At 58.1% G+C, this 13,359-nt stretch carries 14 protein-coding genes; all 14 read left to right on the top strand.

All coding sequences use genetic code 11. From position 1 onward, the window contains the following. Positions 1 to 9 precede the first annotated feature (9 nt). The 14 genes from KL786_RS16725 to glmS all read left to right on the top strand — a co-directional run bounded on the left by KL786_RS16725 (position 10) and on the right by glmS (position 13,271). Positions 10 to 807 carry a ParA family protein gene (locus tag KL786_RS16725; protein ID WP_005792605.1) on the top strand — a complete coding sequence of 266 codons (798 nt, stop codon included), beginning with the start codon at positions 10 to 12 and terminating at the stop codon, positions 805 to 807. Between the two features lie 9 nt (positions 808 to 816). Continuing rightward, positions 817 to 1,689, top strand: coding sequence for a ParB/RepB/Spo0J family partition protein (locus KL786_RS16720; protein ID WP_169390057.1), 873 nt, complete (start codon positions 817 to 819; stop codon positions 1,687 to 1,689). A 148-nt stretch (positions 1,690 to 1,837) separates the two neighbouring features. Next, on the top strand, positions 1,838 to 2,245 hold the full coding sequence (locus KL786_RS16715) for a F0F1 ATP synthase subunit I (protein WP_010565865.1): 408 nt from the start codon (positions 1,838 to 1,840) through the stop codon (positions 2,243 to 2,245). A gap of 16 nt (positions 2,246 to 2,261) precedes the next feature. Next, positions 2,262 to 3,131 carry a F0F1 ATP synthase subunit A gene (gene atpB, locus KL786_RS16710; RefSeq protein ID WP_032857183.1) on the top strand — a complete coding sequence of 290 codons (870 nt, stop codon included), beginning with the start codon at positions 2,262 to 2,264 and terminating at the stop codon, positions 3,129 to 3,131. Between the two features lie 133 nt (positions 3,132 to 3,264). Then, positions 3,265 to 3,522 (top strand): F0F1 ATP synthase subunit C, encoded by a 258-nt coding sequence (atpE, locus tag KL786_RS16705; RefSeq protein ID WP_002555987.1) that lies wholly within the window; start codon positions 3,265 to 3,267, stop codon positions 3,520 to 3,522. 56 nt (positions 3,523 to 3,578) lie between these two features. After that, positions 3,579 to 4,049 (top strand): F0F1 ATP synthase subunit B, encoded by a 471-nt coding sequence (locus tag KL786_RS16700; RefSeq protein ID WP_008439543.1) that lies wholly within the window; start codon positions 3,579 to 3,581, stop codon positions 4,047 to 4,049. Between the two features lie 12 nt (positions 4,050 to 4,061). Continuing rightward, positions 4,062 to 4,598 (top strand): F0F1 ATP synthase subunit delta, encoded by a 537-nt coding sequence (locus KL786_RS16695; protein ID WP_215518324.1) that lies wholly within the window; start codon positions 4,062 to 4,064, stop codon positions 4,596 to 4,598. Between the two features lie 21 nt (positions 4,599 to 4,619). Next, positions 4,620 to 6,164, top strand: a complete 1,545-nt coding sequence (atpA, locus tag KL786_RS16690) for a F0F1 ATP synthase subunit alpha (RefSeq protein ID WP_029290137.1) — start codon at positions 4,620 to 4,622, stop codon at positions 6,162 to 6,164. 50 nt (positions 6,165 to 6,214) lie between these two features. After that, positions 6,215 to 7,075, top strand: coding sequence for a F0F1 ATP synthase subunit gamma (gene atpG, locus KL786_RS16685; protein ID WP_010565870.1), 861 nt, complete (start codon positions 6,215 to 6,217; stop codon positions 7,073 to 7,075). 27 nt (positions 7,076 to 7,102) lie between these two features. Further along, positions 7,103 to 8,479 (top strand): F0F1 ATP synthase subunit beta, encoded by a 1,377-nt coding sequence (gene atpD / locus KL786_RS16680; RefSeq protein ID WP_032857187.1) that lies wholly within the window; start codon positions 7,103 to 7,105, stop codon positions 8,477 to 8,479. Positions 8,480 to 8,524: 45 nt separating this feature from the next. After that, entirely contained in the window at positions 8,525 to 8,941 is a 417-nt protein-coding gene (locus KL786_RS16675; RefSeq protein WP_032857189.1) for a F0F1 ATP synthase subunit epsilon, read from the top strand. A 123-nt stretch (positions 8,942 to 9,064) separates the two neighbouring features. Next, a complete protein-coding gene (gene glmU, locus KL786_RS16670; RefSeq protein ID WP_215518323.1) occupies positions 9,065 to 10,432 on the top strand; it encodes a bifunctional UDP-N-acetylglucosamine diphosphorylase/glucosamine-1-phosphate N-acetyltransferase GlmU in 1,368 nt (455 codons plus the stop codon). Positions 10,433 to 10,660: 228 nt separating this feature from the next. Next, positions 10,661 to 11,428 (top strand): DeoR/GlpR family DNA-binding transcription regulator, encoded by a 768-nt coding sequence (locus tag KL786_RS16665; RefSeq protein WP_032857193.1) that lies wholly within the window; start codon positions 10,661 to 10,663, stop codon positions 11,426 to 11,428. 10 nt (positions 11,429 to 11,438) lie between these two features. Beyond that, a complete protein-coding gene (gene glmS / locus KL786_RS16660; RefSeq protein ID WP_215518322.1) occupies positions 11,439 to 13,271 on the top strand; it encodes a glutamine--fructose-6-phosphate transaminase (isomerizing) in 1,833 nt (610 codons plus the stop codon). Positions 13,272 to 13,359 lie beyond the last annotated feature (88 nt).

Below are 13,359 nucleotides of genomic sequence, written 5' to 3'. Positions count from 1 at the left end.
CAAGCAAGAATGGCTAAGGTATTCGCGATAGCGAACCAGAAAGGTGGCGTGGGCAAAACCACCACCTGCATCAACCTCGCAGCATCCCTGGTCGCTACCAAGCGTCGGGTGCTGTTGATCGACCTCGATCCACAGGGCAACGCCACCATGGGTAGCGGTGTGGATAAACACGGCCTGGAAAACTCGGTCTACGACTTGCTGATTGGCGAGTGCGACCTGGCCCAGGCCATGCACTATTCCGAGCACGGCGGTTATCAACTGCTGCCGGCCAACCGCGATTTGACCGCGGCGGAAGTGGTGCTGCTGGAAATGCAGATGAAAGAAAGCCGTCTGCGCAGCGCCCTGGCGCCGATCCGCGAGAATTACGATTACATTTTGATCGACTGCCCGCCGTCGCTGTCGATGCTCACGCTCAATGCGTTGGTCGCCGCCGATGGGGTGATTATCCCCATGCAGTGCGAGTACTTTGCCCTCGAAGGGTTGAGCGACCTTGTGGATAACATCAAGCGTATCGCCGAGCTGCTCAACCCGAACCTGAAAGTCGAAGGCCTGCTGCGGACCATGTATGACCCGCGCCTGAGCCTGATGAACGATGTGTCGGCGCAGCTCAAGGAGCACTTTGGCGATCAGCTCTACGACACCGTGATTCCACGCAACATCCGCCTGGCCGAAGCGCCAAGCTATGGCATGCCCGCGCTGGCGTACGACAAGTCATCGCGTGGTGCCATTGCCTACCTGGCGCTGGCCGGCGAGATGGTTCGTCGCCAACGTCGCAATTCACGCACCGCTGCAGCCCAGCCAACTTAAGGAATCCCCATGGCCGTCAAGAAACGAGGTCTCGGACGTGGACTGGATGCACTGCTGAGTGGTCCGACTGTCACTTCGCTGGAAGAACAGGCGGTGCAGGCCGACTCCCGTGAGCTGCAACACTTGCCGTTGGACCTGATCCAGCGAGGCAAGTACCAGCCGCGCCGGGACATGGACCCGCAGGCCCTGGAAGAGTTGGCCAATTCGATCAAGGCCCAGGGTGTGATGCAGCCGATTGTCGTGCGCCCCATTGGCGGCGGTCGGTTTGAAATCATCGCCGGCGAACGCCGCTGGCGCGCCAGTCAGCAGGCCGGCCAGGAAACCATCCCGGCGATGGTGCGTGATGTGCCGGATGAAACGGCCATCGCCATGGCGCTGATCGAGAATATCCAGCGCGAAGACCTCAATCCCATCGAGGAAGCCATTGCCCTGCAGCGCTTGCAGCAGGAATTCAAGCTGACCCAGCAGGAAGTGGCCGATGCGGTGGGCAAATCCCGTGTCACGGTTTCCAACCTGCTGCGCCTGATCGCGCTTCCGGAAGTGATCAAGACCATGCTGTCCCACGGCGACCTGGAAATGGGTCATGCCCGGGCTTTGCTCGGTTTGCCGGAAAATCAACAGGTTGAAGGGGCGCGACACGTTGTCGCACGAGGTCTCACCGTTCGTCAGACCGAGGCCCTGGTTCGTCAGTGGCTCAGTGGCAAACCTGCACCGGTCGAAACCACCAAAACTGATCCGGACATTGCGCGCCTTGAGCAGCGCCTGGCCGAGCGGCTGGGCTCTGCGGTGCAAATTCGTCACGGCAAGAAGGGCAAAGGGCAATTGGTTATCGGATATAACTCCCTTGATGAGCTTCAGGGCGTTCTTTCCCACATCCGCTGAAACATTTGCTTATGTAGCGCGCAGTCGGAAATCACTACCCGGCAGTTGAATAGGGGCTGAACCGCCCCTATACTCTGCGCGCATTTTGTCGGCACAAATTATGCCAAGTTATTGATTTCCGGCAGCCGACCATTGAGGAGCAAGAGTGATGGAAACCCGCACGCCAAACACGTTGCCGTTCCATCGCTTGGCCGTTTTTCCGGTTTTATTGGCCCAATTTGTCATTTTGCTGATCGCCGCATTGGCGCTTTGGTATTGGCATGGGGTCGTAGCCGGATATTCAGGACTCTGCGGAGGCCTGATAGCCTTGCTGCCCAATATGTATTTTGCTCATAGGGCCTTTCGGTTTTCCGGCGCCCGAGCAGCCCAGGCTATCGTCCGGTCCTTTTATGCCGGCGAGGCAGGGAAACTGATTTTGACGGCAGTGCTGTTTGCACTGACCTTTGCAGGTGTGAAGCCATTGGCGCCGCTAGCTGTATTCGGCGTCTTCGTGTTGACCCAACTGGTCAGCTGGTTCGCTCCCCTGCTAATGAAAACAAGACTTTCGAAACCTTAGGGCGTTTGAGGCAACCATGGCAGAAACAACCGCTTCGGGCTATATCCAGCACCACTTGCAGAACCTGACCTTCGGTCAGCTTCCCAACGGCGGCTGGGGCTTTGCCCACTCCGCAGCAGAAGCCAAAGAAATGGGCTTCTGGGCTTTCCACCTGGATACTCTGGGCTGGTCGGTCGCATTGGGTCTGATCTTCGTCCTGATTTTCCGCATGGCGGCAAAGAAGGCGACTTCCGGTCAGCCAGGTGCTTTGCAGAACTTCGTTGAAGTATTGGTCGAATTCGTCGATACCAGCGTGAAAGACAGCTTCCATGGCCGTAGCCCGGTGATTGCACCGCTGGCACTGACCATCTTCGTCTGGGTGTTCCTGATGAACGCCGTCGACCTGATTCCGGTGGACTGGATTCCTCAGTTGGCCATGGCGATCTCCGGCGACCCGCACATCCCGTTCCGCGCGGTATCGACCACTGACCCGAACGCTACCCTGGGCATGGCCCTGTCGGTGTTCGCGCTGATCATTTTCTACAGCATCAAGATCAAGGGCATCGGCGGCTTCATCGGCGAACTGACCCTGCACCCGTTCGGCAGCAAGAACATCTTCGTTCAAGCCTTGCTGATCCCGGTGAACTTCCTGCTGGAATTCGTGACCCTGATCGCCAAGCCGATTTCCCTGGCTCTGCGACTGTTCGGCAACATGTATGCCGGCGAGCTGGTGTTCATTCTGATCGCTGTGATGTTCGGCAGCGGCCTGCTCTGGCTTAGCGGCCTGGGCATTGTTCTGCAGTGGGCGTGGGCTGTGTTCCACATCCTGATCATCACCCTGCAGGCGTTTATCTTCATGATGCTGACCATCGTCTACCTGTCGATGGCGCACGAAGAGAACCATTAAGACCAGTCTCGACTAGTCTGATGTCCTTCCCGGTGAAACGGGAAGGTGGCCCCCAAGGGCTATGAAACGATTTGTTTTACCGCTTTAAAATCTAAAAAACCTAAACCATACGACGTAAAAGTCGGGAGGAAAGATGGAAACTGTAGTTGGTCTAACCGCTATCGCTGTTGCACTGTTGATCGGCCTGGGCGCCCTGGGTACTGCCATTGGTTTCGGCCTGTTGGGCGGCAAGTTCCTGGAAGGCGCAGCGCGTCAGCCAGAAATGGTTCCAATGCTGCAAGTTAAAATGTTCATCGTTGCCGGCCTGCTCGACGCCGTGACCATGATCGGTGTTGGTATCGCTCTGTTCTTCACCTTCGCGAACCCCTTCGTTGGTCAACTCGCCGGTTAATCACTCGTTTTTTCGAGTGATTGGTGTGTTGTGCAACGAACGAGCGAGGTATTGGCGTGAACATTAATGCAACCATTATTGGTCAGTCCTTAGCGTTCTTGATTTTTGTTGTTTTCTGCATGAAGTTCGTATGGCCTCCGGTCATCGCAGCTCTGCACGAACGTCAGAAGAAGATCGCGGATGGACTGGACGCTGCCGCACGAGCAGCTCGCGACCTGGAGTTGGCCCAAGATAAAGCGGGTCAGCAACTGCGCGAAGCGAAGGCTCAGGCAGCTGAAATCATTGAGCAAGCCAAGAAACGCGGTAACCAGATTGTTGAAGAGGCTGTTGAAAAAGCCCGTATCGACGCTGACCGTGTGAAGGTTCAGGCTCAGGCCGAGATCGAACAGGAATTGAACGGTGTCAAAGATGCGCTGCGTGCCCAACTGGGTGCTCTGGCCGTCGGCGGTGCTGAGAAGATCCTGGGTGCCACAATCGATCAAAACGCGCACGCGGAGCTGGTAAACAAACTGGCTGCTGAAATTTAAGCGAGGGCGATCATGGCAGAATTGACCACGTTGGCCCGACCTTACGCTAAGGCAGCCTTCGAGCACGCCCAGGCCCACCAGCAGCTGGCCTCTTGGTCAGCCATGCTCGGCCTGGCTGCAGCAGTGTCGCAAGACGACACCATGCAGCGCGTGCTCAAGGCCCCGCGACTGACGAGCGCAGACAAGGCCGCCACGTTTATTGACGTGTGCGGCGACAAGTTTGATGTGAAGGCACAGAACTTCATCCACGTCGTTGCCGAAAACGACCGTCTCCCGCTATTGCCGGAGATCGCCGCTCTGTTCGACCTGTACAAGGCCGAGCAAGAGAAGTCGGTAGACGTTGAAGTGACCAGTGCTTTTGCATTGAACCAAGAACAGCAAGACAAACTCGCCAAGGTTCTCAGTGCACGACTCAATCGGGAAGTGCGCCTGCAAGCTTCGGAGGACGCATCCCTGATTGGTGGTGTTGTTATCCGTGCCGGCGACCTGGTTATCGATGGCTCGATTCGCGGCAAACTCGCGAAACTTGCCGAAGCATTGAAATCTTGAGTTTGAAGGGGCAGCAGAGCAATGCAGCAACTCAATCCTTCCGAAATAAGTGAAATTATCAAGGGCCGCATCGACAAGCTCGATGTGACCTCCCAAGCCCGTAACGAAGGCACTGTCGTCAGCGTATCTGACGGCATCGTGCGGATTCACGGTCTGGCCGACGTAATGTACGGCGAGATGATCGAGTTTCCGGGCGGCGTCTACGGTATGGCCCTCAACCTGGAGCAAGACTCCGTAGGTGCCGTTGTATTGGGCGCGTACACCAGTCTGGCTGAAGGCATGAGCGCCAAGTGCACAGGCCGCATCCTCGAAGTTCCGGTTGGTAAGGAACTGCTGGGTCGCGTTGTCGACGCACTGGGTAACCCTGTTGACGGTAAAGGTCCACTGGGCAACACCGAGACCGACGCGGTCGAGAAAGTTGCTCCAGGCGTGATCTGGCGTAAGTCGGTAGACCAGCCTGTACAGACTGGCTACAAGGCTGTCGATGCCATGATCCCAGTCGGCCGTGGCCAGCGTGAGCTGATCATCGGTGACCGTCAGATCGGCAAGACCGCTCTGGCGATCGACGCGATCATCAACCAGAAAGACAGCGGCATTTTCTGCGTCTACGTAGCTATCGGTCAGAAACAATCGACCATCGCCAACGTGGTTCGCAAGCTGGAAGAAAACGGCGCCCTGGCCAACACGATCATCGTGGCTGCCAGTGCTTCGGAATCTCCTGCGCTGCAATTCCTGGCACCGTACTCCGGTTGCACCATGGGTGAATTCTTCCGCGACCGCGGTGAAGACGCGCTGATCGTTTATGACGATCTGTCCAAGCAAGCAGTGGCTTACCGCCAGATTTCCCTGCTGCTGCGCCGTCCACCAGGCCGTGAAGCCTACCCAGGCGACGTGTTCTATCTCCACTCCCGTCTGCTGGAGCGCGCATCCCGCGTATCCGAAGAGTACGTAGAGAAGTTCACCAACGGCGCAGTGACCGGCAAAACCGGTTCCCTGACCGCACTGCCGATCATCGAAACCCAGGCTGGCGACGTTTCCGCGTTCGTTCCGACCAACGTGATTTCCATCACCGACGGTCAGATCTTCCTGGAATCGGCCATGTTCAACTCCGGGATCCGTCCTGCTGTGAACGCCGGTGTTTCGGTATCCCGTGTGGGTGGTGCCGCTCAGACCAAGATCATCAAGAAGCTCTCCGGTGGTATCCGTACCGCTCTGGCTCAGTACCGTGAACTGGCGGCATTCGCCCAGTTCGCTTCTGACCTGGACGAAGCGACCCGTAAGCAACTTGAGCATGGTCAGCGCGTTACCGAGCTGATGAAGCAGAAGCAATACGCGCCAATGTCGATCGCTGACATGTCGCTGTCGCTGTATGCCGCTGAGCGTGGGTTCCTGACTGACGTCGAAATCGCCAAGGTCGGCAGCTTTGAACAAGCGCTGATTGCTTACTTCAACCGAGATCATGCCGATTTGATGGCCAAGATCAACGTGAAGGGTGACTTCAATGACGAAATCGACGCTGGCCTGAAAGCCGGTATCGAGAAGTTCAAGGCCACCCAAACCTGGTAAGCCGCAGCGGGAGCCGCAAGGCTCCCGCTTGCTAACCTGATAGGTGTTACATGGCAGGCGCAAAAGAGATTCGCAGTAAGATTGCGAGCATCAAAAGCACGCAAAAAATTACCAGCGCCATGGAGAAAGTGGCGGTCAGCAAAATGCGCAAGGCACAAATGCGCATGGCTGCTAGCCGTCCTTATGCGGAGCGTATCCGCCAGGTAATTGGGCATCTGGCCAACGCCAACCCGGAATACCGCCACCCGTTCATGATCGACCGCGAAGTCAAGCGTGTGGGTTATGTGGTAGTGAGCAGTGACCGTGGTTTGTGCGGTGGTCTGAATACCAACCTGTTCAAGGCCCTGGTCAAGGACATGGCGGTAAACCGCGAAAACGGCGTCGAGATCGATCTGTGTGTTGTTGGTAGCAAGGGTGCGGCCTTTTTCCGCAACTTCGGCGGTAACGTCGTTGCAGCTATCAGCCACCTGGGTGAAGAGCCGTCGATCAATGACTTGATCGGCAGTGTGAAGGTGATGCTGGATGCGTACCTGGAAGGCCGGATTGACCGCCTGTCCGTGGTATCCAACAAGTTCATCAACACCATGACCCAGCAGCCAACCGTGGAGCAATTGATTCCACTGGTGGCGACCCCGGATCAGGAACTCAAGCACCACTGGGACTACCTCTACGAACCAGACGCCAAAGAGCTGCTTGACGGCTTGATGGTGCGCTACGTGGAGTCGCAGGTGTACCAGGCGGTGGTCGAGAACAACGCAGCTGAACAAGCGGCGCGGATGATCGCGATGAAAAACGCTACCGACAACGCCGGTGATCTGATCAGCGATTTGCAGCTGATCTACAACAAGGCGCGTCAGGCTGCGATCACCCAAGAGATCTCGGAAATCGTCGGCGGCGCTGCCGCGGTTTAACGGTTCAAATATTCAGAGGATCCAGCTATGAGTAGCGGACGTATCGTTCAAATCATCGGCGCCGTTATCGACGTGGAATTCCCACGCGACAGCGTACCGAGCATCTACAACGCGCTGAAAGTACAAGGCGCGGAAACTACCCTGGAAGTTCAGCAGCAGCTGGGCGACGGCGTAGTTCGTACCATTGCGATGGGTTCCACCGAAGGCTTGAAGCGCGGTCTGGACGTTGTCGACACTGGCGCTGCCATCTCCGTACCGGTCGGTAAAGCGACCCTGGGCCGGATCATGGACGTACTGGGCAACCCGATTGACGAAGCTGGCCCGATCGCCACCGAAGAGCGCTGGGGCATTCACCGTCCAGCACCTTCGTTCGCCGAGCAAGCGGGCGGCAACGACCTGCTGGAAACCGGCATCAAGGTTATCGACCTGGTTTGCCCGTTCGCCAAGGGCGGTAAAGTCGGTCTGTTCGGTGGTGCCGGTGTAGGCAAGACCGTAAACATGATGGAACTGATCCGTAACATCGCCATCGAGCACAGCGGTTATTCCGTGTTCGCGGGTGTGGGTGAGCGTACTCGTGAGGGTAACGACTTCTACCACGAGATGAAGGATTCCAACGTTCTGGACAAAGTAGCACTGGTCTACGGTCAGATGAACGAGCCGCCGGGTAACCGTCTGCGCGTAGCACTGACTGGCCTGACCATGGCCGAGAAGTTCCGTGACGAAGGTAACGACGTTCTGCTGTTCGTCGACAACATCTACCGTTACACCCTGGCCGGTACTGAAGTATCCGCACTGCTGGGCCGTATGCCTTCGGCAGTAGGTTACCAGCCGACCCTGGCTGAAGAGATGGGCGTTCTGCAAGAACGTATCACTTCGACCAAGGAAGGTTCGATCACTTCGATCCAAGCGGTATACGTACCTGCGGATGACTTGACCGACCCATCGCCTGCGACCACCTTCGCCCACTTGGACGCCACCGTCGTACTGTCCCGTGACATCGCTTCCCTGGGTATCTACCCAGCGGTCGATCCACTCGACTCGACTTCGCGCCAGCTGGACCCGAACGTGATCGGCCAGGAGCACTACGACACCGCTCGCGGCGTTCAGTACGTGCTGCAGCGTTACAAAGAACTGAAGGACATCATTGCGATCCTGGGTATGGACGAGCTGTCGGAAGCCGACAAGCAGTTGGTAAACCGTGCTCGTAAGATCCAGCGTTTCTTGTCGCAGCCGTTCTTCGTGGCTGAAGTCTTCACCGGTGCCTCGGGTAAATACGTTTCCCTGAAAGACACCATTGCTGGCTTCAAAGGCATCCTCAACGGTGACTACGACCACCTGCCAGAACAAGCGTTCTACATGGTCGGCGGCATCGAAGAAGCGATCGAGAAAGCCAAGAAACTGTAATCCCAGCGCCCGGCAACGGGCGCTAATTTAGGTTGAGGCAATCAGATGGCTATGACAGTCCATTGCGATATCGTCAGTGCGGAAGGGGAAATCTTCTCCGGTCTGGTCGAGTTTGTAACAGCGCACGGCGTTCTGGGTGATCTTGGTATCGCCATGGGGCACGCGCCGCTGATTACCAGCTTGAAGCCAGGTCCGATCACGCTGACCAAGCAAGGCGGGGAACGTGAGGTGTTTTACATCTCCAGTGGTTTCCTTGAGGTTCAGCCGAACATGGTCAAGGTGCTTGCCGACACTGTGCAACGTGCTGGCGACCTGGATGAAGCCTCCGCTCAGGAAGCCGTCAAGGCTGCCGAGAAGGCCCTGCACGAAAAAGGCGCAGACTTCGACTACAGCGCTGCTGCAGTACGTCTGGCCGAGGCCGCAGCTCAGCTGCGTACTCTCCAGCAGATCCGCAAGAAGTAAGCGGCCACGCCGTCGTGCTTCATGTGTGATTGATTAAAAAGGGTAGCCTCGGCTACCCTTTTTCTTTTTTAGCAAAACACTTCTTTGGTCTGAAGCCGGACCGCCCAGGATTGGTAGCCATTCATGTCTCTTGAAATCGTCATTCTCGCCGCAGGCCAGGGTACTCGCATGCGTTCAGCCCTGCCCAAGGTGCTGCACCCGGTTGCTGGCAACTCCATGCTCGGCCATGTTATCCACAGCGCCCGGCAACTGGCGCCACAGCGTATCCACGTGGTGATTGGCCACGGTGCCGATGCGGTGCGTGAGCGTCTGGCCGCCGACGACTTGAATTTCGTATTGCAGGACAAGCAACTGGGTACCGGTCATGCCACGGCGCAAGCCGTACCGTTCATCAAGGCTGACACCGTGCTGATCCTCTACGGTGACGTGCCGCTGATCGAAGTAGAAACCCTGCAGCGCCTGCTCACACACGTGGTGCCTGGCCAGATGGGGCTGCTGACCGTCGAACTGGACGACCCCACCGGTTACGGCCGTATCGTGCGCAATGCCGACGGCAAGGTCACAGCCATCGTCGAGCACAAGGACGCCACTGAGGCCCAGCGGGCAATTACCGAAGGCAATACCGGAATTCTCGCGGTGCCGGCAGCTCATTTGGCGGACTGGATGAGTCGCCTGTCGAACAACAACGTCCAGGGCGAGTACTACCTCACCGACGTGATTGAAATGGCCGTCAATGATGGCCTGGTGGTCGCCACCGAGCAGCCCCATGACCCGATGGAAGTGCAGGGCGCCAATGATCGCAAGCAACTGGCGGAACTGGAGCGTCACTACCAACTGCGTGAAGGCCGCCGCTTGATGGCCCAGGGCGTGACGCTGCGCGATCCGGCGCGTTTCGATGTACGCGGTGAGGTTACCGTGGGCCGCGACGTGCTGATCGATATCAACGTGATCCTCGAAGGCCGCGTGGTGATTGAAGATGACGTGGTCATCGGCCCGAACTGCGTGATCAAGGACAGCACCCTGCGCAAAGGCGTGGTGATCAAGGCTAACAGCCATATCGACGGTGCAGTGATGGGCGAGGGCAGCGATGCCGGGCCGTTCGCACGGTTGCGGCCGGGTAGCGTGCTTGGCGCCCGCGCCCATGTGGGTAACTTTGTTGAGCTGAAAAATGCGCGGATGGGTGACGATGCGAAGGCAGGGCACCTGGCGTATCTCGGCGATGCAGTGATTGGGGCCCGCAGCAACATTGGCGCTGGCGCCATTACCTGCAATTACGATGGCGCCAACAAGTACCAGACGACGATTGGTGAAGACGTATTTATCGGCTCCAATAATTCGCTGATTGCGCCCGTTACCATTGGCGATGGTTCAAACACGGCGGCGGGCTCGACCATCAACCAGGATGTGGATAAGTCCCAGTTGGCGGTGGCCCGCGCCCGCCAGCGCAATATCGACGGCTGGAAACGCCCGGTCAAAATCAAAAAGACCTGAGTTATCCACAACCTTCAGGCACCACCCATCAATGTGGGAGCTGGCTTGCCTGCGATAGCGATATTTCAGTCACGTTTTCATCGACTGATACACCGCTATCGCAGGCAAGCCAGCTCCCACACTTTTGGATCTGGGGCTTCAATAAAATTTCATTCTTCTGCTTGACGATCCTTCGTCAATAGGTTTTGATTGCCTTCGTTATCTTTCGAAACGAAACTTATCATCACCATGTCGAAACGAAATACACCTCAACGACGCCACAACATCCTGGCCTTGCTCACCGAGCAGGGTGAAGTGAGCGTGGATGAATTGGCCAAGCGTTTCGAAACCTCCGAAGTGACCATCCGCAAGGACCTTGCCGCGCTGGAAAGCAACGGCCTGTTGCTGCGTCGCTACGGCGGTGCCATCACCATGCCCCAGGAACTGGTCGGCGATCCTGCCCAACCGATTTCCGTGCACAAGCGCGCCATCGCGCGGGCGGCGGTCAAACGCCTGCGTGAACATGCACGGATCATCATCGACAGCGGCAGCACCACCGCCGCGATGATTCCGGAACTGGGCCATCAGCCTGGCCTGGTGGTGATGACCAACTCCCTGCATGTGGCCAGTGCCCTGAGTGAGTTGGAACATGAGCCTGTGCTGTTGATGACTGGCGGTACCTGGGACCCGCACTCGGACTCGTTTCAGGGCCAGGTTGCTGAACAAGTGCTGCGCTCCTACGACTTCGACCAACTGTTCATCGGCGCCGACGGCATCGATCTGCAGCGTGGCACCACCACTTTCAATGAATTGCTGGGTTTGAGCCGCGTGATGGCCGAAGTTGCCCGCGAAGTGGTGGTGATGGTCGAGTCCGACAAGATTGGCCGCAAGATCCCCAACCTGGAACTGCCCTGGAGCAGCGTCCATACCCTTATTACCGATGATCGCCTGCCGCTTGAGGCCCGCGACCAGATTCAAGCCCGCGGCATTACGCTGATTTGCGCGGCAGTCATCTAGGAGAGAAACCATGTGTGGAATTGTAGGCGCAGTCGCTGAACGAAACGTTACCGCCATTTTGCTCGAAGGCCTCAAGCGCCTGGAATACCGTGGCTACGACAGTGCCGGTGTCGCGGTCTTCAGCAATGCTGGCAAGCTGGAGCGCATGCGCCGCCCTGGCAAGGTCAGCGAACTGGAGCAGGCCCTGGCCGGTGAACCCCTGGCAGGCCGCCTGGGTATTGCCCATACCCGCTGGGCGACCCACGGCGCGCCGTGCGAACGCAATGCACACCCGCACTTCTCCGGTGATATTGCGGTGGTGCACAACGGCATCATCGAAAACCACGAAGTGCTGCGCGAACAGCTCAAGGGCCTGGGCTACGTCTTTACCTCGGACACCGACACCGAAGTCATCGCCCACCTGCTCAACCACAAGCTCAAGGACCACAGCGACCTGACCACCGCCCTCAAGGCCACGGTCAAGGAACTGCATGGCGCCTACGGCCTGGCCGTGATCAGCGCTAGCCAGCCGGACCGTGTGGTTGCCGCCCGCAGTGGCAGCCCACTGGTGATCGGCCTGGGCCTGGGAGAGAACTTCCTGGCGTCCGATCAACTGGCCCTGCGCCAGGTCACCGACCGCTTCATGTACCTGGAAGAAGGCGATATCGCCGACATCCGCCGTGAAAGCGTGGCGATCTGGGACGTCAACGGCAACTCCGTCGAGCGCGAAGCCGTGCAATACCGCGACGGTGCTGAAGCTGCCGACAAGGGCGAGTTCCGCCATTTCATGCTCAAGGAAATCCACGAGCAACCAGCCGTGGTGCAGCGCACCCTGGAAGGTCGCCTGAGCCAGAACCAGGTGCTGGTCAACGCCTTCGGCCCACAAGCCGCCGAGTTGTTCGCCAAAGTGCGCAATGTGCAGATCGTCGCCTGTGGCACCAGCTACCACGCCGGCATGGTCGCGCGTTACTGGCTGGAAGAGCTGGCCGGCATCCCGTGCCAGGTCGAAGTCGCCAGCGAGTTCCGCTACCGCAAGGTGGTGGTGCAGCTTGACACACTGTTCGTGACCATCTCCCAGTCCGGCGAGACCGCCGACACCCTGGCCGCCCTGCGCAATGCCAAAGAGCTGGGCTACCTGGCGAGCCTGGCGATCTGCAACGTCAGCATCAGCTCCCTGGTGCGTGAGTCCGACCTGACTCTGCTGACCCAGGCCGGCCGCGAAATCGGCGTAGCCTCCACCAAAGCCTTCACCACCCAGTTGGTGGGCCTGCTGCTGCTGACCCTGTCCCTGGGCCAGGTGCGCGGCACATTGGCCGCAGGCGTCGAAGCTACCCTGGTAGAAGAACTGCGCCGCCTGCCGACTCGCCTGGGCGAAGCCCTGGCCATGGACAGCACCGTCGAAAAAGTCGCCGAACTGTTTGCCGACAAGAACCACACCCTGTTCCTCGGCCGTGGCGCACAGTACCCCGTGGCGATGGAAGGCTCCCTGAAACTCAAGGAAATCTCCTACATCCACGCCGAAGCCTACCCGGCCGGTGAACTGAAACACGGCCCGCTGGCCCTGGTGGACGACGACATGCCGGTGGTCACTGTTGCACCGAACAATGAACTGCTGGAGAAGCTCAAGTCCAACCTGCAGGAAGTGCGTGCCCGTGGTGGCCAACTGATCGTGTTCGCCGATGAAAAGGCCGGCATGACCAATGGTGAAGGCACCCACGTCATCAACATGCCGCACATCCACGACACCCTGTCGCCGATCCTCTACACCATCCCGCTGCAATTGCTGTCGTACTACGTGGCCGTGCTCAAGGGCACCGATGTTGACCAGCCGCGTAACCTGGCCAAGTCGGTGACGGTGGAGTAAGGCTGTGCCTGAGCAAACCTGCTGGTGGCTACTAACAATAAAGATTGACACTTAACAATAAAGATTGACACGCCGTAACATAGATTGA

The organism is Pseudomonas sp. TAE6080 (assembly GCF_018732265.1).
Classification (GTDB): domain Bacteria; phylum Pseudomonadota; class Gammaproteobacteria; order Pseudomonadales; family Pseudomonadaceae; genus Aquipseudomonas; species Aquipseudomonas brenneri.
Note: the sequence above shows the minus strand (reverse complement) of the source record. Positions and strands in the feature narration are given on the sequence as shown.